17 protein-coding genes are annotated in these 25,741 nt (G+C 55.0%); 10 read left to right on the forward strand and 7 right to left on the reverse strand.

Going from position 1 to position 25,741, the window contains the following annotated elements:
* Positions 1–19: 19 nt before the first annotated feature.
* Positions 20–1,699 carry a ribulokinase gene (locus ACLBVC_RS11185; RefSeq protein ID WP_410149645.1) on the reverse strand — a complete coding sequence of 560 codons (1,680 nt, stop codon included), beginning with the start codon at positions 1,697–1,699 and terminating at the stop codon, positions 20–22.
* A 416-nt stretch (positions 1,700–2,115) separates the two neighbouring features.
* Between ACLBVC_RS11185 and ACLBVC_RS11190 the strand changes: the two genes are divergently transcribed.
* The 4 genes from ACLBVC_RS11190 (at position 2,116) to araC (ending at position 6,948) form a co-directional block, all read left to right on the forward strand.
* The gene (locus ACLBVC_RS11190) at positions 2,116–3,102 is read left to right on the forward strand and encodes an arabinose ABC transporter substrate-binding protein (protein WP_195816514.1); all 987 of its coding nucleotides are present in this window, start codon (positions 2,116–2,118) and stop codon (positions 3,100–3,102) included.
* Between the two features lie 127 nt (positions 3,103–3,229).
* Complete coding sequence (gene araG / locus ACLBVC_RS11195; RefSeq protein ID WP_229893726.1) at positions 3,230–4,813, forward strand: L-arabinose ABC transporter ATP-binding protein AraG; 1,584 nt, start codon at positions 3,230–3,232, stop codon at positions 4,811–4,813.
* A gap of 18 nt (positions 4,814–4,831) precedes the next feature.
* Positions 4,832–5,836, forward strand: a complete 1,005-nt coding sequence (araH, locus tag ACLBVC_RS11200) for an L-arabinose ABC transporter permease AraH (RefSeq protein WP_101078840.1) — start codon at positions 4,832–4,834, stop codon at positions 5,834–5,836.
* Positions 5,837–6,012: 176 nt separating this feature from the next.
* Positions 6,013–6,948 (forward strand): arabinose operon transcriptional regulator AraC, encoded by a 936-nt coding sequence (araC, locus tag ACLBVC_RS11205; protein WP_104922100.1) that lies wholly within the window; start codon positions 6,013–6,015, stop codon positions 6,946–6,948.
* A 300-nt stretch (positions 6,949–7,248) separates the two neighbouring features.
* Here araC and uxuA read toward each other — a convergent pair whose 3' ends face one another.
* On the reverse strand, positions 7,249–8,433 hold the full coding sequence (gene uxuA, locus ACLBVC_RS11210; RefSeq protein WP_410149646.1) for a mannonate dehydratase: 1,185 nt from the start codon (positions 8,431–8,433) through the stop codon (positions 7,249–7,251).
* A 196-nt stretch (positions 8,434–8,629) separates the two neighbouring features.
* Here uxuA and ACLBVC_RS11215 point away from each other — a divergent pair, with 196 nt between their 5' ends.
* Positions 8,630–9,328, forward strand: coding sequence for a FadR/GntR family transcriptional regulator (locus ACLBVC_RS11215; protein WP_410149647.1), 699 nt, complete (start codon positions 8,630–8,632; stop codon positions 9,326–9,328).
* A 672-nt stretch (positions 9,329–10,000) separates the two neighbouring features.
* On the opposite strand, the gene bcsG is transcribed toward ACLBVC_RS11215, so the two are convergent.
* From bcsG to bcsE, 3 genes are read right to left on the reverse strand one after another with little or no spacing between them, the layout of a single operon-like run.
* A complete protein-coding gene (bcsG, locus tag ACLBVC_RS11220) occupies positions 10,001–11,650 on the reverse strand; it encodes a cellulose biosynthesis protein BcsG (protein ID WP_410149648.1) in 1,650 nt (549 codons plus the stop codon).
* Entirely contained in the window at positions 11,647–11,880 is a 234-nt protein-coding gene (bcsF, locus tag ACLBVC_RS11225) for a cellulose biosynthesis protein BcsF (RefSeq protein ID WP_410149649.1), read from the reverse strand. Before bcsF ends, bcsG begins: the two co-directional genes overlap by 4 nt.
* Positions 11,881–11,885: 5 nt before the next feature.
* Positions 11,886–13,484, reverse strand: coding sequence for a cellulose biosynthesis protein BcsE (gene bcsE, locus ACLBVC_RS11230; RefSeq protein ID WP_410149650.1), 1,599 nt, complete (start codon positions 13,482–13,484; stop codon positions 11,886–11,888).
* Positions 13,485–13,687: 203 nt separating this feature from the next.
* Between bcsE and bcsR the strand changes: the two genes are divergently transcribed.
* From bcsR to ACLBVC_RS11255, 5 genes are read left to right on the forward strand one after another with little or no spacing between them, the layout of a single operon-like run.
* Positions 13,688–13,888, forward strand: coding sequence for a cellulose biosynthesis protein BcsR (gene bcsR, locus ACLBVC_RS11235; protein ID WP_410149651.1), 201 nt, complete (start codon positions 13,688–13,690; stop codon positions 13,886–13,888).
* Between the two features lies 1 nt (position 13,889).
* A complete protein-coding gene (gene bcsQ / locus ACLBVC_RS11240; RefSeq protein ID WP_410149652.1) occupies positions 13,890–14,609 on the forward strand; it encodes a cellulose biosynthesis protein BcsQ in 720 nt (239 codons plus the stop codon).
* A gap of 1 nt (position 14,610) precedes the next feature.
* On the forward strand, positions 14,611–17,226 hold the full coding sequence (gene bcsA / locus ACLBVC_RS11245; RefSeq protein ID WP_410149653.1) for a UDP-forming cellulose synthase catalytic subunit: 2,616 nt from the start codon (positions 14,611–14,613) through the stop codon (positions 17,224–17,226).
* A complete protein-coding gene (bcsB, locus tag ACLBVC_RS11250; RefSeq protein ID WP_410149654.1) occupies positions 17,223–19,580 on the forward strand; it encodes a cellulose biosynthesis cyclic di-GMP-binding regulatory protein BcsB in 2,358 nt (785 codons plus the stop codon). Before bcsA ends, bcsB begins: the two co-directional genes overlap by 4 nt.
* Complete coding sequence (locus ACLBVC_RS11255; RefSeq protein ID WP_410149706.1) at positions 19,567–22,875, forward strand: cellulose biosynthesis protein BcsC; 3,309 nt, start codon at positions 19,567–19,569, stop codon at positions 22,873–22,875. Before bcsB ends, ACLBVC_RS11255 begins: the two co-directional genes overlap by 14 nt.
* 681 nt (positions 22,876–23,556) lie before the next feature.
* On the opposite strand, the gene hutG is transcribed toward ACLBVC_RS11255, so the two are convergent.
* The gene (gene hutG / locus ACLBVC_RS11260; protein WP_410149655.1) at positions 23,557–24,393 is read right to left on the reverse strand and encodes an N-formylglutamate deformylase; all 837 of its coding nucleotides are present in this window, start codon (positions 24,391–24,393) and stop codon (positions 23,557–23,559) included.
* Entirely contained in the window at positions 24,390–25,652 is a 1,263-nt protein-coding gene (gene hutI, locus ACLBVC_RS11265) for an imidazolonepropionase (RefSeq protein WP_410149656.1), read from the reverse strand. Before hutI ends, hutG begins: the two co-directional genes overlap by 4 nt.
* Between the last annotated feature and the right edge of the window lie 89 nt (positions 25,653–25,741).

A 25,741-nucleotide genomic window follows, 5' to 3' on the forward strand; every position in this document is an offset into this window, starting at 1 on the left:
CCGTTTTCGAAAAAAGTACTCAGTGTGCTGTCTTCGCTGCAAACAGCGGTTCAGTGGTGGCACACCATTGCTGATAACGTTCGTAGAGGCGTTGGTATTGTTCGACGCGCTGCGGATCCGGCAACAATGTGCGTTCGATGCTGCACGCCATTTTTTCCTGGGCGGCCGGGACGTCTTTGAATTCTCCGGCGGCAACGGCGGCAAAAATGGCGGCACCCAGCGCGCAGCACTGATCGGAGGCGACTATCTGCAACGGACGGTTCATGGCGTCGGCGCAAACCTGCATGATGACCGGTGATTTACGGGCAATACCGCCGAGCGTGAGAACGTTTTCAACCGGGATATCCTGTTGCTCGAAACATTCCATAATCGCACGCGCACCAAAGGCGGTGGCCGCAATGAAACCGCCGAACAGTTCCGGCGCTTCTGTGCCGAGATTGATGTCAGTAATGACGCCTTTCAGACGCTGATTGGCAAAGGGTGTCCGGCGTCCGTTAAACCAGTCGAGCACCAGCGGCAGGTGATCCAGCTTCGGATTGGCGGCCCACGCGGCGGTCAGATCGGGCAACAGATTTTTTTGTGCTGCGGTGAGCTGATCTTTCAGCTCCGGATGGGCTTTGGCCGCCTGAATCAGCGGCCAGCTCAGCAGGCGGCTGAACCACGCGTACATATCGCCAAACGCGGATTGTCCGGCTTCCATCCCAATCATTTCCGGCACAACGCTGCCTTCAACCTGACCACAAATCCCGGCGATTGCGCGGTCGTTAACGCGCTCTTTATCGGCAATCAGGATGTCGCAGGTAGAAGTGCCGATCACTTTGACCAGCGTGTAAGGCTGCGCACCCGCACCGACTGCGCCCATGTGGCAGTCAAACGCGCCGCCGGAAAGCACCACGCTCGCCGGTAAACCGAGACGCTGTGCCCATTCCGCGGTCAATGTGCCTACGGCCTGTTCGGCGGTGACAGTTTCGGTAAACAGCGGATACGGCAGGTTTTCAACTAATAGCGGGTCGAGCGCGGAGAAGAAATCCTTGGGCGGCAGGCCGCCCCACGAGGGATGCCAGAGCATTTTGTGCCCGGCGCTGCAACGGCCACGCACCACTTTGTCCGGCGCGGTGGTGCCGGAAAGCAGGGCGGGCACCCAGTCGCACAATTCCACCCAGGAGGCGGCGGCTTTGGTGACAGATTTGTCGGCGCGGGAAACATGGAGAATTTTGGCCCAGAACCATTCGGAGGAGTAAACACCGCCGATATAGCGGGAATAGTCGGGGAAATCGCCGCTGCGGCACAGGCGGTTAATTTCTTCGGCTTCTTCAATCGCTGTGTGATCTTTCCATAATATGAACATGGCGTTCGGGTTTTCGGCGAACTCCGGATTCAGCGCCAGAATGTTGCCGTCTTTATCGACCGGCGCGGGTGTGGAACCGGTGGAATCCACCCCTATACCGACCACGCGTGATGCGCGTTCGTGGCCCAGACGTTGTACGACGTTTTTAATCGCCTGTTCCATCGCTTCAATATAATCAAGGGGATGGTGGCGGAACTGATTTATTGCCGCGTCACAGTAACGGCCCTCATTCCAGCGCGGGTAGTAAACCACGTCGGTTTCCATCTCGGCGCCGGTCTGACAATCAACGGCCAGTGCGCGGACGGAATCGCTGCCAAAATCAAGACCAAGAGCAATCGCACCTTGCGTCATTCTTTCTCACTCCTTCAGGTTTGCCGTAGTCATTACGGCGGCGAATCGAATTGCTCTAACAGTAGGAGGATGACAAAAAGTGAGTGAGGAGGCGTTAGCTGGAAGTATGCACAAATCTGCTCCCCATGATGTTTCTGTGAGGTTGGTCAAATGTTAGCGTTTGGCTAAAATCGCTATATCTATGTACAAACCTGCTGTTTTCCCGCCGTGTGATAGCGCTCTACATTCCGTTGCAAAATTACCGCTAAAACTTACTGCGTCTTACAAGAGAGTGTGACGTAAATCCGCTATAGACCGGACTTCGCCGCGCTCTGAATTTGTTTCCTTACGCTACTGATAACGTTTTCACGACGATGGCAAACCTCCCGATTCAGAGCCGGGATCGTGAAAAACAACAATAAAAGTCGGAGAACATCATGCATAAATTCACTAAGGCGTTAGCGGCGGTTGGTTTAGCTGCCGTTATGTCACATTCAGCTATGGCCGCCGAGAATCCGAAGCTGGGATTCCTGGTTAAACAGCCCGAAGAGCCGTGGTTCCAGACTGAATGGCGCTTCGCTGATAAAGCCGGTAAAGACCTGAATTTCGAGGTCATTAAAATTGCCGTGCCGGATGGCGAAAAAACGCTGAATGCGATTGACAGCCTCGCGGCAAACGGCGCGAAAGGCTTTGTTATCTGTACACCAGACCCGCGTCTTGGCCCGGCCATCATGGCCAAAGCCCGCAGCTATGACATGAAAGTGATCCAGGTCGATGACCAGTTTGTGAATGCCAAAGGCAAACCGATGGAAGAAGTGCCATTGGTGATGATGGCTGCGACCAAAATCGGCGAACGTCAGGGCCAGGAACTGTATAAAGAAATGCAAAAACGTGGCTGGAAAGCCGCAGATACCGGCGTTATGGCTATCACGGCTGATGAACTGGACACGGCACGCCGCCGCACTTCCGGCTCAATGGACGCGCTGAAAGCCGCCGGTTTCCCGGAAAAACAAATCTATAAAGTGCCGACGAAATCCAATGACATCCCCGGCGCACTGGATGCCGGTAACTCCCTGCTGGTGCAGCATCCTGAAGTGAAAAACTGGCTGATCATCGGCATGAACGACAACACCGTTCTCGGTGGCGTGCGTGCAACAGAAGGTCAGGGCTTTAAAGCGGCGAACGTGATCGGCATCGGCATCAATGGTGTAGACGCGGTGAATGAACTGTCAAAAAGCGCACAAACCGGCTTCTACGGTTCCCTGTTACCGAGCCCGGATATCCACGGTTACAAAAGTATCCAGATGCTGAACGAGTGGGTGACCAAAGGTGTTGAACCGCCGAAATTCACCGAAGTTACGGATGTTGTTTTAATTACCCGCGACAACTTCAAAGAAGAACTGAAGAAGAAAGGATTAATGTGATCTCCGGAATCATTTGAAACGAGCATTAGATAACGCTGCTGCACAACGGACGACAGGAAGTTGTTGGAACTGTTTTCTGCTGTGCAGTGGCGTGCATTTAACTTCAATTAACTTCCAGGTAGCCACTATGACTCAGCAATCTTCAAATAAGACGCCTTTGCTGACACCGTCACTGACGGAGTTTGATGCGGCCAGGCCGTATCTGGAATTCCATGACATTGGCAAAACTTTTCCGGGCGTGAAAGCGCTGGACGGTATTTCATTCAATTGTTACGCCGGACAAATCCATGCGCTGATGGGGGAAAACGGCGCAGGTAAATCTACGCTGCTGAAAATCCTCAGCGGAAACTATCAGCCGTCGCAGGGCAACATTCACATCAAAGGCCAGCCGGTGGCGTTTAACAACACCACCGATGCGCTCGATGCCGGTGTGGCGATCATTTATCAGGAACTGCATCTGGTGCCGGAAATGACGGTGGCAGAAAACATTTATCTCGGGCAGTTGCCGAGTAAACACGGGTTCGTTAACCGCAAATTGCTGCGCTATGAAACCAAAATCCAGCTGGAACATCTCGGGCTGGATATCGACCCGGACACGCCGCTGAAATATCTCTCCATCGGCCAGTGGCAGATGGTGGAAATTGCGAAAGCGCTGGCGCGTAACGCCAAAATCATTGCGTTTGACGAACCGACCAGTTCGCTGTCTGCACGTGAAATTGAACAATTGTTCCGCGTTATCCGCGAGTTACGTGCTGAAGGGCGCGTCATTTTGTATGTCTCACACCGTATGGAAGAAATTTTTGCATTAAGTGACGCTGTCACTGTTTTCAAAGATGGCCGTTACGTGCGGACATTCGACGACATGACGCAAGTCGATAACAGCAAGCTCGTGCAAGCGATGGTCGGCCGTAATCTGGATGATATCTACGGTTACGCACCGCGTCCGCACGGCGAAATTCGTCTGGAACTGGATGACGTCAAAGCACCGGGCGTGAGAACGCCGGTCAGCCTGACCGTGCGTCAGGGGGAAATTGTCGGCCTGTTCGGGCTGGTTGGCGCCGGGCGCAGCGAGCTGATGAAAGGCCTGTTCGGCGGCACGCGCATTACCGGCGGTACCGTCAGGCTGGACGGCGAAGCGCTGAATATCCGCAAACCGGCTGACGCCATCCGCCTCGGCATCATGCTGTGCCCGGAAGACCGCAAGGCCGACGGCATCATTCCAGTGCATTCGGTGCGCGACAATATCAACATCAGCGCCCGCCGCAAAACGGTGAAAGCGGGGTGCCTGATTAACAACGCCTGGGAAGCCAAAAATGCGCGCAAGCATATCGAAGCGCTGAACATCAAAACACCGAGCGACCAGCAGCTGATCATGAATCTGTCCGGCGGAAACCAGCAGAAAGCCATTCTTGGTCGCTGGCTATCGGAAGAAATGAAGGTCATTTTGCTCGACGAACCGACGCGCGGCATTGACGTCGGCGCCAAGCATGAAATCTACAACGTGATTTACTCACTGGCAAAACAGGGCATTGCCGTGCTGTTTGCGTCCAGTGATTTACCGGAAGTGCTGGGTCTGGCCGACAGAATTGTGGTGATGCGCGAAGGCGCTATCTCCGGCGAACTGTTGCACGACGACGCTACTGAAGAAAAAGCGCTGGGGCTCGCCATGTTGCGAACGCCAGATCTTGACTCTGCCCCTGACGCTGCCTGACTGAGGAGCAAAAATATTATGTCGAGTATGACAACCAATTCAGCCAAACCTGATCAACCTTCTGCTGCGTCGCGCAGCGGGCAAGGGCTGATGCGTATCTGGGACAGTTACGGCATGCTGGTGGTCTTCGCCGTGCTGTTTATCGCCTGTTCTGTTTTCGTGCCGAACTTCAGCTCTTTCATCAACATGAAAGGCCTGGGACTGGCGATTTCCATGTCGGGCATGGTGGCGTGCGGGATGCTTTTCTGTCTGGCGTCCGGTGACTTCGACCTGTCCGTCGCCTCAGTGATTGCCTGCGCCGGTGTTACCACGGCGGTGGTCATCAACATGACCGAAAGCCTGTGGATTGGCGTCGCCGCCGGTTTACTGCTCGGGATGCTGACCGGTTTGCTCAACGGTTTTGTTATCGCCCGCCTGAAAATCAATGCGCTGATCACCACACTCGCCACCATGCAGATTGTGCGCGGTCTGGCGTACATCATTTCTGACGGTAAAGCGGTCGGTATCGAAGACGAACGTTTCTTCGCGCTCGGCTATGCCAACTGGTTCGGCCTGCCTGCGCCGATCTGGCTGACCGTCGGCTGCCTGATTATCTTCGGCCTGCTGCTCAACAAAACCACCTTCGGGCGTAACACGCTGGCGATTGGCGGTAATGAAGATGCGGCGCGGCTGGCCGGTGTGCCGGTTGTTCGTACTAAAATCATCATCTTTGTGCTGTCCGGGCTGGTGTCGGCAGCGGCGGGGATCATTCTGGCGTCGCGTATGACCAGCGGCCAGCCAATGACTTCTCTGGGCTTTGAGCTGATCGTCATCTCTGCCTGCGTGCTGGGTGGTGTATCACTGAAAGGCGGGATCGGCAAAATTTCCTACGTGGTTTCCGGCATCCTGATTCTGGGCACCGTGGAAAATGCGATGAATCTGCTGAACATTTCCCCGTTCTCGCAGTACGTGGTACGTGGTCTGATCCTGCTGGCGGCGGTAATCTTCGACCGCTACAAACAGAAAGCGAAAAAGACAGTTTAATTCGCTTTTGTGATAACGCTTTCATTGGATGACTCACACGGCATTTAACGCTTGCAGGCGTCAAATGCCGTAAAAACGCGTGTTTGTTCACAAATTGGTAACGTTTACTGGCAGCGTTTTCACCGCCGATTAGAATAGATGAAAAGTCCATAACCACGCGCTGTTCAGGAGGTTCGATGTATCACCGTATGATTCAGGATCAGCAGCAAAATCCGCTGTTGCCGGGTTACAGTTTCAATGCCTATCTGGTCGCCGGTATGACACCAATCCTTGCTGACGGGCCGCTGGATTTCGCGATCGACCGCCCCGGCGGCATGAAAGGGTACATTCTTAATCTGACGGTCAAAGGGCAGGGGAAAGTCTTTGACGGTGAAGATACGTTTTACTGCAATCCCGGCGACCTATTGCTGTTCCCGCCAAAAGCGCGTCATTTATATGCCCGCTCGGCCAATGCCGATTCGTGGTATCACCGCTGGGTGTATTTCCGCCCGCGCGCCTACTGGGCTGACTGGCTGGAATGGCACACCAAAACCCGCGACGTCGGGCGTCTTTCCCTGCCTAACAACACCTTATTACTGGAATTCGACCGGCTGTTTGCCAATATCGAGCAGACCCAAAAATCGGGCCGTCGTTTCTGCGAAGAGTTAGGGATGAACCTGCTGGAACGCCTGTTGCTGCGTGCAATGGAAGAAGATCCGCAAAGCCCGCAAAAAATTATGGATCCGCGTGTCATCGAAGCCTGCCAGTTTATTACCGGCAATCTGGCCGGTGAGCTGCGTATCGATGAAGTGGCGCGCCACGTTTGCCTGTCGCCATCACGTCTGGCGCATTTATTCCGCGAACAGGTCGGGATCAACATCCTGCGCTGGCGTGAAGATCAGCGTGTGATCCGCGCCAAACTGCTGTTACAAACTACCCAGGAATCGATAGCGACCATCGGCCGCGTAGTGGGTTATGACGATCAGTTGTATTTCTCGCGTGTTTTCCGCAAGCGGGTAGGGGTGAGCCCGAGTGATTTCCGCCGCCGCAGCGTGGAGATTAATTACCCGGCCAAACCGTACAAATCGCAGCCGTGGCCGGAGCAGGAGAATCAGGTTTCATATCATTTCTGAGGCTTTGCAAAGCCCGAAAGTTTTTGAATTGGATCGAGAAAGTTTCGGTTCTCCACCACTCCACCGGCGTGACATTTGAAAGCGGATTGTGGAATTTTTTCAAATATAACAACCGGTTGGTTTGTCCCCCTGCGAAGGGGGAGGCCAGGAGGGGGTTTAGCAGACGTTTGAGCAGCCAAAACCAACACCCCATCCCGTCCTTCCCCTCGTGAGAGGGGAAGGAGCACGTCAAAACCACCCAGCCTGAATCTTTCGATTTACAGAGCTATCACATTTCTGTTGATAGCCTGAATGGCAAGTTTATTCGCTAAAAAAACTCTGCTTCAATGCCCGCTCAACGCCGCGCAATTCCGCCAGGCCGCGTAAGCGACCAATCGCTGAATACCCCGGGTTGGTTTTCTTATGCAGGTCATCGAGCATCTGATGCCCGTGATCCGGACGCATCGGGATTGCGCGCAGATTACCCGCTTTGCGGCGGATTTGTTCTTCGGTCAGAATCGCTTTGATGACCGCAACCATATCCACATCGCCGTCTAAATGATCGGCTTCGTGGAAACTGCCGGGGATCTCTTCACGCTGGGTAGCGCGCAGATGGATGAAGTGAACGCGGTCGGCGTAGGTCGTCATCATCTTCACTAAATCATTGTCTTCGCGAACGCCGTAAGAACCGGTGCAGAAACAGAAACCGTTGTGGATGCTGTCGACCGTTTCTTTCAACCATTGCATATCTTCAATGGTGGAGATGATGCGCGGCAGGCCGAGAATAGGACGCGGTGGGTCATCCGGATGAACCGCCAGGCTCAAACCGCATTGCTCAGCAACCGGCACGATGCTGCGCAGGAAATGTGCCATGTTTTCGCGCAGTTTAGCTTTATCAATGCCGTCATAAGTCGCCAGACGCGCACGGAACTGATCCAGCGTATAACCTTCTTCCGCGCCCGGTAAACCGGCAATAATGTTGGATACCAGCTGATCTTTCTCCGCCTGTGTCATCGCAGCAAAGTAATCCGCAGCCTGTTTTTGTTCTTCCGCGCTGTAATCGGATTTAGCGCCTTCACGTTTCAAAAGGTGCAATTCGAAAGCGGCGAACGCGATGTGGTCAAAACGCAGGGCGCGGGAACCGTCCGGCAATAAATAACCCAGATCCGTGCGCGTCCAGTCCAGAACCGGCATGAAGTTGTAGCAGACAGTGTCGATGCCACATTCCGCCAGGTTACGGATGGATTGCTGATAATTGGCAATGTGCTGATCGACTTTTCCGCTGCGGGTTTTGATTTCCTCGTGCACCGGAATACTTTCTACCACTGACCACACCAGACCTTTAGCTTCCAGCTGCGCCTGACGTTTTTTGATTTCATCCACCGGCCAGACTTCACCGTTCGGGATATGGTGCAGGGCGGTCACCACGCCGGTCGCGCCAGCCTGACGCACATCATCGAGTGAAACCGGATCATTCGGGCCGTACCAACGCCAAGTCTGTTCCATGTGTTTTCCTTAAAATTGTTATCTGATATCTGAATGTAGTTGACGCATGGCCGGTGATAAGTTCAATCTTAGTGCGCGGTCTGGTCAGGTGGTCTGCTGGTCAGGCCATCAGACCGACATATGATTCAGCATCGAACCGAGCATTAATGTGATCGGGATAACAGATTTAGGATCCAGCACCTGTACGGAGAAAATAATGGATTTGCCCACCCTGAAAGTCGAAAGGCTCTATCGCCAGATTTCTAATGTATTGATTAATTGCATTAATACCGGCCAGTTCGCGCCGGGTGCGATGATCCCTTCAGAACGCGATCTGGCCAAACAGCTGGGCGTCAGCCGCTCATCGATACGTGAAGCGCTGATTGCGCTGGAGATCACCGGCTGGGTGGAAATCCGTACAGGCACCGGTGTTTACGTCAACGACCCGCTTCCGCAGGCCACACCTGCAGCGCCGTTGATGACGTCAGAAGAAGAGTTCAGCCTGCAATCGCTTGTCAGGGCGCGGCAGATTTATGAATCAATGACTGCCGAACTGGCTGCGCTGAACGGCACGGACAATCAGCGGGCCAAACTGAAAGAAATCGCCGATGAGCTAAATGGCCTGAATGCCAACAACGACGCATTTCTTGAAGCCGATCGTCGTTTCCATCTCATGATCAGTGAAATGACCGGCAACGAAGTCCTGCACGACATGATGGGATACCTGTGGGACAAACGCCGTTCCCGCCGGTTTATGCGGCTCGAAAGTCATTACACCGAAGTCGATTTCGCCCGCGAAATGAACGCCGACCACCAGGGAATTTTGGACGCCATTCTGGCGAAAGATGGAGCCGGCGCGAAAGCGCGGATGAGCCGGCATTTACAGCATGTGTACGATCAGTTATTTGCGGAGTGAATGATGCCTGAGCGGGCATCGGGGGCGCTTTTAAATGCCAAATTCAACATCAAAACCTTGGGTTGCCACCCAAACTGGTCTCAAGGAGCGCCTGTCGCCGCGCCCCTTGAGAATCTCGGGCTCTTTAACTGCGCGCTGTCGCTGGCTGGCACTGTTCCAGCAACTCCGGCGAGTGCCGCAAACGCCGCCGCTGCGCGGTACTTTCGCTTCGGGTTTGAACCAGCTCGAAAACAGACTCTCGCCGTTTCTCACCGCTCGCTCAACGTCGTTTTGAAAGCGGCCAGAGGCTCATAGTTCGCAACCTTGCCCTGGCATTTATTTTTCAAAAACCAAAGAAACACTCGGTATTTTTTATGGTGAGATGGCGCGCTCAAAATCCAGCTGAACGGAGCGGCTTCGAGACCAGAGGCTCGAAGACCGAATGAAGGAAGCACGAAGTGCCTGGATTTGCGCCACGCGCCGGAATGACAGAACACGTCCATCGACCCAGCGATAGCGCGCAGTAAAAAAGACGTGGAGAGTCCAGAGAGGTGCCGTACTGGCCCTCTCTGGTCGGTTTCGGCGCGAGCCGCTGAGCGATCACTGCAATTGAAAAACCGAAACTTTCTCGATCAATTTACTGCGCCTCACCGCAAGTGAGAAACTGCCTTTGAAGCCCGGTCTGGCTTCCCCTCAACTCGGGTACGGTACCCAGCTTCCGCCATTTAACCGGATGTAAATTTTCCCCTGATATTCCATCACCACCGAGTTTTCATTCTCTGAAACCAGCGGAGTCTGCGGCAGGTTGGAGGCAAAGGTTTTCCAGTCCATCGTCGGGCTGGTGAAGACTTTGCCATCAACAGCGCGGGAAACCATTTCAGAAATCGCCATGTAGCTGCTCGGGCCGTCGATTTTCATCGGCGTGGAGGCGTGCTGCGCCTGCATACCGAAGAATTTCACGCCGACCGGAATGTGCGTAATGCCCGGGCTTGGAATGTCACGTAAACCGGAAATCTGCATCTTATCGCCGACCAGCGCCGCGCCGTGTTCCGGCACAACCACCAGCATCACTTTACGACCGGATTTCTCCAGCTGATCCATAAAGGTATTCAGCTGGCTGAGCAGGGTCTGTGCACGGTTATGATAATCCGCGCCCTTGTTGCTGCCCACATAACGGTTGCCGTCGTGCAGGGGGATCAGGTTGAAGAAGGTGGCGGTACGTGCCGTGCCTGCTTTTTCCTGATTTTCCAGCCAGCGGGAGAACAACTGCCCGTCGTTGAAAATCGGTGAACCGTCGAATGACGTCAGTTCATAACCCAGACCGGCCTGTGACATCAGCGGGGCTTTCATGTCGGCATCGTCACGCAGGTTGCCGATGTAATTACCAAACACGCCCGTGTGATCCATCGCCAGCTGATTGCTGAAGCCCAGACGCGCCAGATCGTCAAACAGATAACATTGCTGACCGGCAGGCTGGTAAAGATTGTGGTGCGATGTCTGGCCGCAGCTGGCGCGCAGCAGGCGAATCGACGCCGGGCCGCTGTAGGCGGTCGCGGAGTTGAAATTGCTGAACACGAAATCGAAACGCGACCACAGCGGAGAGCTGGAGAGATTCACAGCGTCCAGATCTGACCAGGCCAGCGAACAGATGTTAATGACCAGCAGGTCGAAAGGCTGGGCATCCGCAGGCAGCGCGTCCGGGAACTTCGTCGCCTTGCGGCTTTCGCTCTGGTAGAACTGCTCGAGATAAGCACTCAAATTAGCATTGGTCGGCGGGCCGTTTACCGTGTTGTCACCGGCAGCCTGCGCCGTAGTGGCAGCAGGCGCAGCGGGGGTATTTTGTGGCACGGTGGCTGCCGGAGAGTGCGCGAAAAACGGCATAATCATCCCGCTTAGATTCACCCACAACAGCGCGATGACCGTGAACGTGGTCAGACGTACCCACTGGGAAATAAACAGATAACCTACCAGCAGCGCAAAGCCGACGGCAATCCACTGCCAGTTTATAAAGCGGTCAGCCAGTTCAAGCAGATAGCTTACGCTGAATCCGGCGACGTCCGCGCCCTGATTCATAATTGAACGCCACCCCGGCAGCCAGGTGTCGTGGTACAACAGCGCCAGGCCAAACGGCAGGGCAATCCACAGCCGCCAGCGGTGCAGACGCAACGAAGGCAACGGGAATAATAATACGGCGGCAAACACCAGATTGCTCAGCGCGTCGAAATTCAGATAACCCTGTGAAAGCAGAACGAATTTAAGTAAGAAATAGTAGTTCCAGGCGCCAAGTCCGCGCCAGGATTGCCAGATCCGCAAACGCGGTGAAGAAGAATTCGGTTCGTTCATAGTGGAGTCTTGGATTTCCCTGTAACCGGAGAAGCATCAGTCAGCGCGTTGGAACGTTTACGGTTCTTACTGATCATGCTGACTGTCATCGGGGTTAAATAACGAGGTGAAAGAAAACGTGTCGCCAGACGGTTTTTCCAGCCGGGAAGGCGGCTGCGCAGGGCGTATCCCAGCGGGATGAAAATCACCGCGGCCAGAATAAAAATCTCAATAATGTCCTGGATATCCATTTCACTTACTCCGGCTGCTGCTGAACAGGCGCGTTGTTTAACGCGAGCGTCACCGGCACAGGGGCGTGGACCTGCGCGCGTTTCAACGGTTCAGCTTTTTGTGGGACATACGCTTCAGGGCCGGTCACGGCTTTTGCCATAGGCGGTTTAGCCGCAAGACGGCGGACTTCGGTCTGAATATCCAGCTCCTGACTCCAAAATGTCTGGCTGGTGAAAACGTCTTTCACCGGCAGATTAAACAGGAAGGCCAGAACGTTCTCGACATCGCTGACCTGACAGTTCGACAGGAACAAGTAAAGATGCCGTTCGGTCACGGTAAGAATATCGCCATCGCGGCGCAGGGAACACAACGACATCGCCTGCTGCGGGCTGATCCCGGCGGCAGGGCGCAGCGAAATCAGCAAACCGCGCGATTCGGTGGCCAGTGAGGCATGGTTCCAGATATCGTTCATCACGCTGCAAAAAACCGGCAGCGGCAGATAGCCTTTATGGTGCGTCGGTAACCTGCTGTCGAGCAGGGTTTCAATATCGTCCTGAACATGACGGGTAAAGGTGAGATTTTGCAGATCGTCGAGCAACGTCAGGAAATTGGAAAGCCGCGCTGCCTGCGGAACCACCAGATTTGCGCCACAGGCTTGCAGTAAACGCTGATCCACGTAGCGCAGGGAAGAGTTCATTTCACGCACGACGATTTTCAAACCTGTGCCACGCTGCATACGCAGACGGTGGATCTGGCGCGCCATCACTTCTACGGCGTCATTGCCGCTCAGGGCGAAAATGACCGTCGCCGAGCGGGCGTGTGAGGCTCTTTCTGCAAGCTCTTCATTACTGTCAAACAGGAACCAGCGTTCAGACAGCGCTGGTGCGCCCTCCAGTACGCTACGTTCTGCCAGCAACATCCACTGATCGTCACCGGCCTGTTCGGCCACTGAGGCCGGAGTGTTTTTCTGAATTTCCCAGCCTGTCTGACGCGGAACCAGTGGATAGAGCGTATTGGCTTCAGCACCTAATCCGTCGTGCCACCAGGAAATGCCCCACTGATTTGGGACAGTATCGGTTTTTAAATCAGCAAGACCGTATATATTGCGATGATATAAATGCAGCTGAGTTTTAACCACATTAATACCCGCGCCGTAGCAGATAATAAGGACAGTTGCGTCTTTACTATTCGCACTGGTTCGCATTTCACTCACCCAGCGGGCGAATTGTTTATCATTTAGCGTCTGCCAGGCAGTGGCGGGAAGTAATAAGATCATTAATGACGCAGGGTGACGAGGCAACCGGTTAATATCACCGGGCAACCTGAGAAACGCTTTCTTACCGTCGGCTAACTGGTAATAAAACGTTTGCCTGGGGTGTTTCTTCAAATGAGAGAGAAGAATGTCGTCGTCATTTAGTCTATTTTCTTCGTCAGCGCAAATTAAATTGTGCTGTGGGAAAAATACAGTGACAGAAGTTTCGCCCTGCTGAGCTTCAAGAGCCTGTCCGCACAGGTGATACGCGGCTTCCTGTTTGTCAGCATTGACCCAGTAAAGCCCCCGGGCCTGCATTTGGGCTAATCCATTCCAGTATTGCTTCATGCCCAATGAAAAGGAGAGTGCCATATAGTTAATCTGCTTGTATTCGTTTTAGATAAAAAGTCTGCTTGGGACACACTGAGAAATGTGAGTATAATAAATTCTATCATTGCTACATTAAATAATCATAATACTTCACAATTATGTTTGATACTAAAATGCCGGTATGTGAACGGTAATTTTTGCGTGCCAGACCGCTAGCATTTTGATTGAAGCAGGGAGGAGGAAAGGTGGAGCCCAATATTGTAGACTCGGAAGAATCCGAGCCGTCAAAAGATGATGATTTCTTTGCGCTGAGTCACCTTTTTTCTTTAACTGAATTAAATTACGTGGATGTCGCCCGTAAAGAAAAAATTCCGCAACTAATGTCCCGCTGGCCATTACTGGCTGAGCTGGCGCAATACGATAAACACGGCGCGGAGAAGAAATAATATGGCTGTCATTGCGTTACAGGGATTTCGTGGCGGCACAGGGACAACGTCAGTCACCGCAGCGCTGGCCTGGGGGCTCGCGCAACTCAATGAAAAGGTTCTGGTGATCGACTTTTCACCGGAAAATCTGCTGCGTCTGCATTTCGGAATGCCTTTCACACAGCCGCGTGGCTGGCACTCAGCCTTTAATGCCGGTGAACCCTGGCAGAAATCCGCCATGCGTTATCACTCGCATCTGGACTTTTTACCTTACGGTAATATCGGCCCTGAAAGTGACCACGAACAAAGCGGGACTGCGCCTGAATTTGACTGGATAAAAGCCATCACGCAGCTCAAAAACAGCGGCGTTTATGACTGGATACTGATTGATTCGCCCGCCGCCGATCCGCTGCCTGCACAGGCCATCGCCGACAGCACGCTCGTTTTACTTCACGCTGATTCACAATCTCACATCCGTCTCCATCAGCGCGCTTTACCGGCGAATGGCCGGTACCTGGTGAATCAGTTCGTGCCATCCAGCCAGTTACAGCAAGACATTTTGCTGTTGTGGCAGGAAACCTTACCGACCATGATCCCGGTCATTTTACACCGCGACGAAGCGATGGCTGAATCTCTGGCGGCCAAACAACCGGTCGGCGAGTGGAAAGGAAACAGTAAAATCAGCCGCGAAATTAACACGCTGGCGAACTGGTTCCTGCTGAATTTGCGCGGAGTCCGATAAAATGAACCGCCTGCTCAACCTGTTTCTGGTGCCACCGGTGGTGTCTGAATTACAAGACCGCTACCGGCGGTATCGCGCCAGCCGTGCTTCGCGTATGGCCTCGGGAACCATGGTTTTTTGTATCGCTGTATGCTGGCTGTTCCTGCGCTTTGAATCGCCTTCCTGGCAAAAAGTGCAAACCCAACGTACCCGCTGGTATCCGCAACTTTCACTGTCAAAACCTCGTCTGGCTGATCCTTTACGTTATCTGGTTCAGAGCCTGTGGTTGCTGGTGATTATTCCTTCAAACGGCCTGCGTGAGCGCGTGGTTTATACCCGCTGGCCGCAACGTTTGCGTGAGAAGGTGATTCTGTGGCTGGAATCTCTGCCAAAACAGGTGAAACAGAATCCGCTGGAAATTCGCGTCACACGCCGCATTGGTAAAATGAACCGCCTCGGCAAACGCGTGCTGATTATCCTGACCAGCCTGGTGGCGATTACGCTGGCGATGTTCTGTATTTCGCAGCCTTTCGGTTATATCGCTCAGTTTGTTTTCGTGGTGCTGCTGTGGAGCATTGCGATGATTATCCGGCGGATCCCTGGGCGATTCCCCGCGCTGATGCTGATTGTTCTCTCGCTGACCATTTCCTGTCGCTATTTATGGTGGCGTTATACCTCGACGTTAAACTGGGAAGATCCGCTTAGCCTCATTTGTGGATTGCTGCTGCTGGGCGCGGAAACCTATTCCTGGACGGTGCTGGTGCTCGGTTATATCCAGACCATCTGGCCGTTAAACCGTAAACCGGTGCCGATGCCTGCGGATGTATCGACGTGGCCGACGGTGGATCTGATGATCCCGACCTATAACGAAGATCTGAGCGTGGTGAAACCGACGCTGTATGCCGCGCTCGGTCTGGACTGGCCGCACGACAAACTCACCATTTATCTGCTCGATGACGGCAACCGTAAGGAGTTCGCCGATTTTGCGCATGAAATCGGGGTTCAGTATATTGCCCGTGAAACGCACGAACACGCGAAAGCGGGGAACATCAACCACGCGCTGAAATATGCCAAAAGCCAGCTGGTGGCGATATTTGACTGTGACCACGTGCCTACGCGTTCTTTCCTGCAACTGACCGTCGGCTGGTTCTTTAAAGACAAAAAACTCAGCATGTTGCAGACGCCGCATCACTTCTTCTCGCCGGATCCTTTCGAACGCAACCTTGGCCGCATGCGCCGCACGCCGAATGAAGGCGAGCTGTTCTACGGGCTGGTGCAGGACGGAAACGACCTGTGGGATGCCAGTTTCTTCTGTGGTTCATGCGCGGTGTTACGCCGTGACGTGCTCGATGAAATCGGCGGCATTGCGGTGGAAACCGTCACTGAAGATGCGCACACCTCGCTGCGCATGCACCGCCACGGCTACAGCTCGGCATATATCCGCATTCCGCAAGCTGCCGGTCTGGCGACAGAAAGCCTGTCGGCGCACGTCAGCCAGCGTATCCGCTGGGCGCGCGGGATGGTGCAGATTTTCCGCCTTGATAACCCGCTGTTTGGTAAAGGGCTGAAACTGGCGCAGCGGCTGTGTTATGCCAACGCCATGATGCACTTTCTGGCCGGTATTCCGCGGCTGATCTTCCTGACTGCGCCGCTTGCGTTTCTGTTGCTGCACGCTTACGTGATTTATGCGCCTGCGCTGGCCATCGCGCTGTACGTGTTGCCGCACATGATCCACGCCAGCCTGACCAACTCGCGGGTGCAGGGGAAATACCGCCACTCCTTCTGGAATGAAATCTACGAAACCGTGCTCGCGTGGTATATCGCCCGGCCGACGACCATCGCGCTGTTTAATCCGCACGCCGGGACTTTTAACGTCACGGCAAAAGGCGGCCTGAACAAACATGCGTATGTCGACTGGAAAATCAGCCGTCCGTATCAGGTGCTGATGCTGCTCAATCTGGCCGGTTTGTTCTTTGGTATTTATCGCGTGATATATGGTCGCCCCGACGAAATTCTTACCGTGCTGGTGAGTATGGCGTGGGTGATTTACAACATGATTATTTTGGGCGGGGCGATTGCCGTGGCATTTGAGTCCAAACAGGTGCGTCAGGCTCACCGCGTGGAAGCCAAAATGCCGGCGTCATTAATGCGCCCGGACGGCCACATTTATGTCTGTACCGTGCAGGACTACTCCGACAACGGTGTCGGGCTGGAAACCGAGAGTGCCAGCCAGTTCAAGGCAGGTGACAACGTCACGTTACTGCTTCATCGTGGTCAGCAGGAATATACTTTCCCGATGCAAATCAGCCGTGTATTTGGCAAAAGCATCGGTATGCAGCTTCAGCCTTTAACCACACAACAGCATATTGATTTCATTCAATGTACCTTCGCCCGTGCTGACAGCTGGGTATTGCGTGAAGATAATTTCCCGGAAGACAAACCTATGGAAAGCCTGCGCGAAGTGCTGGGGCTGGGTATTCGCGGCTATCTGCGGATGCTGGACATTGCCCCGAAGCAATATCGCCCACTTGCCTCCGGAACACAGGCGTTTGGCTGCTGGTTGCTGTCCTTTGCGCCACGCAATCCGCCGCTGTCCGTTCAGCCTGATGAATCCAACCTGATGATGACTAAACAATGAAAAGACTTCCTTTGACGACTTTAATGGCATCCGCATTGATGACATTGGCTTTGGGTTCAGCGGCTCCGGCCTTCAGCGAACAGGCTTCTGTGCGCATGGGTAACGTCCCGGCTCCTGACGCCGCGCAGAATATACCTGCACCACAGGCGATTTTGCCGATGGTTGCGCCAGCGGTAAATCCGATGATTATTCCGGGTGCGCCGGTACGCAACGTGACGCTGCCGTTCGCGGATGTCGCTCCGACGCCGGGGGCGATGACCCTGCGCGGTTTTCAGCCCAACGGGCAAATCGAGTTTGGTGTGCGCAGTGACGAAGTGGTCACGCAGTCCACCCTGAATCTGGAGTTCACGCCGTCGCCGTCATTAATTCCGGTGCAATCACACCTCAAGGTGTATCTCAATGACCAGCTCATGGGCGTTGAAGTGATTGATAAAGACCAGCTCGGCAAGAAAAATCACTTACAGATGGTCATTGACCCGCGCTACATCACCGACTTCAACCGCATCCGGCTGGAGTTTATCGGCCATTATCAGAACGTCTGTGAAAACCCGGCCAACTCCACGCTGTGGCTGGAAATCGGCAAGGGCAGCTCGCTCAGTCTGCAATACCAGAAACTGCCACTCAGCAACGATCTGGCGCATTTCCCTGTGCCATTCTTTGATGCACGCGACAGCCGTCCGCTGGTTTTACCGATGGTGTTTGCCGCGTCTCCGGACGCCAGCCAGCAACAGGCAGCCGCCATTCTGGCCTCGTGGTTTGGCGCCAAAGCGCAATGGCGCGGGCAGTCTTTCCCGACGCTTTACAACCAGCTGCCGGACAGCCACGCCGTAGTGTTTGCCACCAATGAAAAACGCCCTGATTTCCTGAAAGACATGCCGCCGGTGAAAGGGCCAGTCGTGCAGATGATCAGCCGTGCGGACAATCCTTACGTCAAAATGCTGCTGATTCTGGGGCGTGATGACAACGATCTGCTGACGGCAGTAAAAGGTATTTCGCAGGGCAATATTCTGTTCCGTGGCGAAACCGTGGGCGTGGATAACGTTGATCATATTCAGCCCCGCCAGCCTTACGACGCGCCAAACTGGGTGCGGACAGACCGTCCGATGAACTTCGGCGAACTTAAACAGTACGCGGAACAGTTACAGTCGGACGGCATCCAGCCAAACCCGATCACCCTGAACATCAATCTGCCGCCAGACCTGTTCCTGATTAACAGCACCGGTATCGATATGCGTCTGAAATATCGCTATACCTCACCGCAGCTGAAAAATACTTCCCGTCTGAGCATCAGCCTGAATAACCAGTTTGTGCAGGATTTAACCCTGAAAACCGGTCATGACGAAGATTCCCAACTCCTGCATTTGTCCCTGTTGCAGGGACTGCTGGATGGCAGTAAAGACCTCAACATCCCGGCGCTTAAACTCGGTGCGGTAAACCAGATGCGCTTTGATTTCGACTACACCTCGCTGCTGGCGAGCGGAACCGAAGGGCGCTGCGAAACCTACACCACCGTGCCAAACCACGTCGTGATCGACGACAGTTCCACCATCGACTTCTCCGGTTATCGTCACTTTATGGCGATGCCGGATCTGCGCGCATTTGCCAACGCCGGTTTCCCGTTCAGCCGCATGGCCGATTTGTCACAGACGCTGGTACTGGTTCAGCCGCAGCCGCACCCGGTTCAGCTCACCACATTACTGGATGCGATGGGCAATATCGGCGCACTGACCGGTTATCCGTCTCTCGGCGTTAGCCTCACGGAAGACGCGGCAAAAGCGAAAACCACCGATGCGGATTTGCTGGTGATCGGCAACCTGCCTGCGGGTATGCGCGACGACACCCTGCGTGATGACAAAAAAGCTAACCTGCTGCTTGATGCGGCGCGCGATGCGGTAAATACGCCAATCCGTCAGGCTACGTTACCGGACAACACCGCACCGGCCAGCGATGCGCGCGTCGACACAAGCACGCAGGTCAGTGCGCAGGGGCCGATTGCGGCCATCGTCGGTTTGCAGTCGCCTTACTTTGACCAGCGCAGCGTTGTGGCGCTGATGGCTAACGGTCAGAAAGGTTTTGAAATGCTGAACACTTCGATGCAGGACGCAAAACAACGTACGCAGGTCTTTGGTTCAGTGACCGTGGTGCGCGATTCCGGCGTAAGCAGCCTGAAAGTCGGCGACACCTACTATGTCGGCCATCTGCCGTGGTGGGAGCGTGTGTGGAATGCGCTGGCAAACCATCCGGCGCTGCTGGCACTGATGGCGGTTATTGTGGTGATTCTGGCTGCAATCTTACTGTGGACCGGCCTGCGTTCTCTGGCTCGTCGTCGTCTGTCTGATGATGACCAGGAATAAGCTTGTGAACACGCGTCGGATAATACCTATTATTATCAACCGGCTGGCCCTGGCGCTAGGACTGGCTCTGATCGCCGCGCCGTCAATTTCGGCGCCGGTGGTTTCCCCTGAACAGTGGTTACTGGAACAGGTTCGCATCGGGGAAGCCAGCCATCAGGATGACCTGGTGCGCCAGTCGCTGTTTCGTCTGGAATTAATGGATCCGAAAAATCCAAAAGTGTTGTCCGCACGCCTGCGCCTTTCCCTGCGGGAAGGCGATCAGGTTAAAGCGCAGCAACAGCTGGAAAGAATTAAAGAGGTGGCGCCGGGTTCTGACGAATACCGTCAGGCGCAGCTGAGCCTGAAGATCGCCTCGCCGGAGATGCAGCAAAAACTCCAGCAGACGCGTTTGCTGGCAACGGCAGGGCGTCTGGATGAAGCGAAAGCGCAGTACGATCAGCTCTTTGATGGCCAGCCTCCGACCTTAGATCTGGCCGTGGAATACTGGCAACTGGTTGCCCGCCTTCCGGGGCAAAAAGCGCGTGCGCAGGCGCAGTTACAGGCGCTGAATAACCAGTATCCTGGCGATGTGCAGCTGCGTTTGCAGCTGGCGCAGATGGCTTTTGAACAAGGCGATAACGCCAAAGCCGTGGTTCTGGTGAAACAGATTGCCGCCACCAACGAAGGGCGTTCGCCCGCCGCTGATTTGTGGCTGGCGAAAATCAAAGATCAGCCGGTAAGTAATGCCAGCGTTGACGCGCTGCAACAGTTTATTGCCACGTTTGATACCGGCCCTCAGGTGATTGCGGCACAGCAGGAACTTCAGCGTCAGCAGGGTTTGCTGGCCGATCCTCATTATCAGGCGCGCGTTCGCGGGCTGGCGCAGGTCAACAACGGCGGTTCAACCGGCGCAATCGCTCCGCTTAAAGAGGCGTTGCAGGCCAAACCGAATGACGCCGAAGTGCTGGGCGCGATGGGGCTGGCGTATTCCCGCGCCGGGAACCGCCAGCAGGCGCTGAATCTTTTCGAGCGGGCCAAAGCCGCCGAAACTGACGGTTATAATTCCGGTAAATGGACCAGTCTGATCCAGACCAACAGTTACTGGCTGAAAATTAGTCAGGGTGATAACGCGCTGAAAGCCAACCGGCTTGATCAGGCCGAAGCGGCGTACAAACAGGCGCAGCGCATCGACTCACGTGATCCGTGGGCACTGATTGGCCTCGGTGATGTTGCCGTGGCGCGCAAAAATGACCCGCAGGCCGAGCAGGCTTATTTGCATGCGCTGCGTCTGGAACGTGATAACAGCAGCGCCCAGCGCGGGCTGGTGAATATTTATCAGCGTCAGTCATCGCAAAAAGCGCTCGATTACCTCAATTCATTACCGGCTGCATCTCAGGCCAGGCTGATTGATAAACAACGTGGTTTGAAAAGTGACATTGTCACTGCACAGGCCGAAAAGTATGTTGCTAACCGCCAGTGGAATCAGGCGGCGAACCGTTACGCCGAAGCCCTGAAACTCAATCCGGATGACGTTTGGACCACCTACCACTACGCCAACGCCCTGCGTGAGGCCGGAGAACCGGCGCAGGCCGACGCCGCTTTCGCACATCTTGCGGCAAAACGTCCGGCAGACCCGGAACAGGTTTACGCATATTCGCTTTATCTTTCCGGTTCTGACCGTGACGACGCGGCGCTTCGCCATCTGCATACGCTGCCGGAAACGAAGTGGAACGACAACATGCGCGAAATGGCTCAGCGTATTCAGCTCGACAAAACCCTCACTGGCATTGATACAGCGTTAGCGGCGGGTAACAAATCGCAGGCGAAACAACGGCTGCAAGCCGCCAATCTGAAAGGCATGAGCCTGAATCAGCAGCGGCGTGTCGCGATGGCTTGGCTGGACGTGGGTGAAACCTCACGCGCTGCCGCACTGTTACAACCACTGAAAACCGCAGTACGGACACAACCTGCCGGGCAGGACAAAGCGCTGATTTACCGCAATGCCGCCAACGTCGAACAACAGCTCGGTCAGCCGCAACTGGCGCGTCAGGATTACGAACAGGCGATGATCGCCAGCGGGATTACCAACAAACAGCCGCAGGACAACGACAGTTACACCCGTCTGACCCGTAACAAAGCCAGCGATGACTGGTTGAAACGTGGTATCCGCTCCGACGCGCATGACCTTTACCGCCAGCAGGATGTGAATTTCACGGTGGACACCGATTCCTGGACATCCAGCGGGACGCCGGGGAAATCCGACCTCACCGCCAACACCACCATGTTCCAGGCTGATATGCCGGTTTATCAGGGACGTGGCTTCCTGCGCGCCGACTGGGTACGTATGGACGCGGGCACATTCGACAACGAGAATGGCAATTACGAAGCCAGTTTCGGCACCTGTAGTGATCAGAATTGCCGGAGCTACCGCAGCCAGACGGCCAACGGCGTCAGCCTTGGCGCGGGCTGGGAAAACGACAAATGGAAAGGGGATCTGGGCACCACGCCGCTGGGCTTCCCGGTTGTTGACTGGGTCGGCGGGCTGGCCTACAGCGGAGACTGGGGCGATATCGGCTGGACGACCACGGTTTCACGCCGTCCGGTTTCAAGCTCACTGCTTTCCTTTGCCGGTGCAAAAGATCCGGGAACCGGCACCACTTGGGGTGGCGTACGCGCGACCGGTGCCAGCCTGGGCCTGAGCTACGATCAGGGGCTGGCAAACGGCGTCTGGGCAGACGTCAGCGCACATCAGCTGACGGGTGAAAACGTCGAAGACAACACCCGCGAACGCCTGATGGGTGGCTATTACTACAAAGTTATCAACGAAGATAACCGGCGTGCCACCGTCGGCCTCAGCTCCATGTTGTGGCATTACCAGAAAGATCTCAGCGGCTACACGCTGGGACAGGGCGGTTACTACAGTCCGCAGCAGTATTTCTCGCTGTCCGTGCCGGTCAATTACCGCCAGCGCACAGAGAACTGGTCATGGCAGCTGGGCGGTTCGGTTTCGTGGTCACGTTCATCCACCAGCGATGAAAAGCGGTATCCGATCCAGAATCTCATACCTGATTCTCTGCCGGACAAAGGTGCTGTCGAAACCGGTAGCAGCGGTTCCGGGTTCGGTTATACGGTTCAGGCACTGGTCGAGCGTCGTGTCAGCTCACACTGGACGGTGGGTGCCGGGGTCGACATCCAGCAGGCAAAAGATTACACACCGAGTCATTATCTGCTGTACGCGAGATATTCCTTAAGCGGATGGCAGGGGGATCTGGATATGCCGCCGGAGCCGTTAGTGCCGTATGCGGACTTTAAGTAATGCCGGAGCGGGCATTGGGCGCTAAGATCTTGGGTTGCCACCCAAGCTGGCTTTAAGGTCAAGACCTTGGGTTGCCACCCAAGCTGGTCTTAAGGTCAAGACCTTGGGTTGCCACCCAAACCGGCCTTAAGAGGCGCCTATCGCCGCGCCTCTTAAGAATCTCCGGCTCTTTAACTGCGCGCTACCGCTCGCTGGCTATATTTCAGAAACTCCGGCTAGTGCCGCAAACGCCGCCGCTGCGCGGTCCTTTCGCTTCGGGTTCGAACCTGCTCGAAAAAAGACTCTCGCCGTTTCTCACCGCTCACTCAACGCCGTTTTGAAAGCGGCCAGAGGTTTTCTAGTTCGCAACCTTACTGCTGATTGTCATTTAAAAAATGCTGCTAAACTTGGATAAGCTTCCAGCCGCTTTCAGAACGCTTGCTGAATGAGTGTTTCGAGACCGAAAGGCTCGAAGACCGAAATGAAGGTACCGCGCAGCGGCAAGTTTTCGCGGCAATAGCTGCGGCTGCTGAAACATAGCCAGCGAGCGGAGCGCGTGTTGAAAAAGCGTGGGGAAATCCAAAAGGGGAAAAGCACTTTCCCCTTTTGGTCGGTTTCGGCGCAGCGGGTTAGGCGATCACTGCAATTGAGAAACCGAAACTTACACCTAATCACACCAAGCGTCAGCGATAAAAAGCGTGATTAAACAGCGCCCTGTTTATACCTCTCCGATCCCCATGCCAGCATCCCCGCCAGCAATGGCTTCAACAATGCCTGGAGTTCAGAGGCCTTGTCCTCTGCATAGCTGAACGGCTCAATCTCCTCCATGTAATTCACCTGTGCCAGTTCCAGCTGGACGGCATGCACATCGTTTTCCGGCTGGCCGTAAGCCCGCGTGATGTACCCGCCTTTAAAGCGGCCGTTCAGAACATGAGTGAAACGCGTCTGCTGCCGGCAGGTTTTTTCGAGGATTTCACTCAGCGCGGGCGCGCAGCTTTCACCGCTGTTGGTGCCGAGATTCAGATCCGGCAACTGGCCGTCGAAAAGACGTGGGATCACGGAGGCAATCGAGTGGGCGTCAAACAGTAGCGCATAGCCGAATTCCTGTTTCATCCGCGCCAGTTCTGACTGAATTTTCTGGTGATACGGCTGCCAGATTTCATCCAGATATTGCTGACGCTGAGCGTCAGTCGGTGTCATCCCCGGTTTAAAGGTAGCGCGCCCGTCAAACAATGTGTCCGGATACAAACCGGTGGTGGCCGTGGTGTAGAGCGGCTTATCGTCGGACGGACGGTTCAGGTCAATCACGAAACGCGAATACTGGCCGACAAGAATGCTGGCACCCAGCACGCGGGCAAAGTCATACAGCTTCGGGATATGCCAGTCGGTATCCGAAAGCGGCAGGGCGGCGTCACTGAGCCCGCTGGCGACTTCCGGCGTCAGGTGCGTGCCAGCGTGGGGAATGCTGATCAGTATTGGTGCTGTGCCGGGAATGAAATGGTAAGGATCGGCGATGACGTTAGCTGCTGAAAGGCTCATGAACGAAATTCTCCCCGGATTTCTCCGCGATAAACGATAGTGCAGGGCAACTGCCCGCCCAGCCAGTAAACCAGTTCTGCCGGTCGCGACAGCGGCCAGTGGATGAAATCAGCGACTTTGCCCGCTTCCAGCGTACCGTGCGTTTCCTGTAATCCCAGCGCCCGTGCGCCGTGACAGGTGATCCCGGCCAGCGCTTCTTCCGGCGTGAGACGAAACAGCGTGCAACCCATATTGAGCATCAGACGCAGCGAAAGCGCCGGAGAAGTTCCCGGATTTGCGTCGCTTGCCAGCGCCATCGGCACGTTATGCTGGCGGAAATGTGCCACCGGCGGGCACTGCGTTTCGCGCAGCAAATAATAGGCACCTGGCAATAAAACGGCGACCGTTCCGCTGGCGGCCATGGCTTTGGCGTCATCTTCCGTGGCGTATTCAAGATGATCGGCGGAGAGTGCGTGATGTCGGGCTGCCAGCGCGCTGCCGTGCAGCGAAGAAAGTTGCTCCGCGTGCAGTTTGACCGGTAAACCCAGTGCCGCCGCAGCCGTAAATACCCGTTCAACCTGATCCGGCGAGAACGCCAGATGCTCACAGAACGCATCCACCGCATCGGCCAGATTTTCGCTGGCGACCACTGGCAGTAACCTGTCGCAAATCAGCTCAATATAGTCATCGGCGCGGCCCTTAAATTCAGGCGGCAGGGCGTGCGCGGCAAGGCAGGTGGATTTCACCTCAACCGGCAACATCACGCCCAGTCGGCGGATCACACGCAGCATTTTCAGCTCGCTTTCCACGCTCAGGCCATAACCGGATTTAATCTCAACGCAGGTGACGCCTTCGGCCAGCAACGGTTTGAGGCGAAATAACGCCTGCGCCAGCAGTTCATCTTCTGTGGCGTCACGTGTGGCGTTAACGGTCGAGAGAATTCCGCCGCCCGCCGCTGCGATTTCGGCATAACTCACGCCGTTTAAACGTTGTTCAAATTCAGCGCTGCGGTCGCCCCCGAATACCAGATGCGTATGGCAATCGACAAAACCCGGCGTGATGATGCCGCCGTCGAAATTGTGCTGTTTGGCGTCAGAAAATGGCGGGGAATCCGCCGCGCTGCCCGTCCAGACAATCTTGCCGCCGGTGACGGCAATAGCGCCATTTTCAATCAGGTTGTATTGCCCGTCTTTCATGGTCACCAGCGTGGCACCACGCCAGATGCTGTCACAGTGAGAGGGCGGTTCGGAAGACAAACAGGGGGAAAGTGCTACCGGCATGACAGGCTCCAGGCTGAATTCATCTTGTATAGACAACTAAAGTCAACCTAACGCATAACCACTGAACCGGCAAGGCAGCCAGCGATAGT

The sequence above is a fragment of the Rahnella selenatireducens genome (assembly GCF_046449555.1).
In the GTDB taxonomy this organism is placed as follows: Bacteria; Pseudomonadota; Gammaproteobacteria; order Enterobacterales; family Enterobacteriaceae; genus Rahnella; species Rahnella selenatireducens.

Coding starts and splice junctions, on each gene's coding strand:
- ACLBVC_RS11185 (WP_410149645.1), bottom strand. CDS start 1,699: ATGACGCAAGGTGCGATTGCTCTTGGTCTTGATTTTGGCAGCGATTCC.
- ACLBVC_RS11190 (WP_195816514.1), top strand. CDS start 2,116: ATGCATAAATTCACTAAGGCGTTAGCGGCGGTTGGTTTAGCTGCCGTT.
- araG (WP_229893726.1), top strand. CDS start 3,230: ATGACTCAGCAATCTTCAAATAAGACGCCTTTGCTGACACCGTCACTG.
- araH (WP_101078840.1), top strand. CDS start 4,832: ATGTCGAGTATGACAACCAATTCAGCCAAACCTGATCAACCTTCTGCT.
- araC (WP_104922100.1), top strand. CDS start 6,013: ATGTATCACCGTATGATTCAGGATCAGCAGCAAAATCCGCTGTTGCCG.
- uxuA (WP_410149646.1), bottom strand. CDS start 8,433: ATGGAACAGACTTGGCGTTGGTACGGCCCGAATGATCCGGTTTCACTC.
- ACLBVC_RS11215 (WP_410149647.1), top strand. CDS start 8,630: ATGGATTTGCCCACCCTGAAAGTCGAAAGGCTCTATCGCCAGATTTCT.
- bcsG (WP_410149648.1), bottom strand. CDS start 11,650: ATGAACGAACCGAATTCTTCTTCACCGCGTTTGCGGATCTGGCAATCC.
- bcsF (WP_410149649.1), bottom strand. CDS start 11,880: ATGGATATCCAGGACATTATTGAGATTTTTATTCTGGCCGCGGTGATT.
- bcsE (WP_410149650.1), bottom strand. CDS start 13,484: ATGGCACTCTCCTTTTCATTGGGCATGAAGCAATACTGGAATGGATTA.
- bcsQ (WP_410149652.1), top strand. CDS start 13,890: ATGGCTGTCATTGCGTTACAGGGATTTCGTGGCGGCACAGGGACAACG.
- bcsA (WP_410149653.1), top strand. CDS start 14,611: ATGAACCGCCTGCTCAACCTGTTTCTGGTGCCACCGGTGGTGTCTGAA.
- bcsB (WP_410149654.1), top strand. CDS start 17,223: ATGAAAAGACTTCCTTTGACGACTTTAATGGCATCCGCATTGATGACA.
- ACLBVC_RS11255 (WP_410149706.1), top strand. CDS start 19,567: ATGACCAGGAATAAGCTTGTGAACACGCGTCGGATAATACCTATTATT.
- hutG (WP_410149655.1), bottom strand. CDS start 24,393: ATGAGCCTTTCAGCAGCTAACGTCATCGCCGATCCTTACCATTTCATT.
- hutI (WP_410149656.1), bottom strand. CDS start 25,652: ATGCCGGTAGCACTTTCCCCCTGTTTGTCTTCCGAACCGCCCTCTCAC.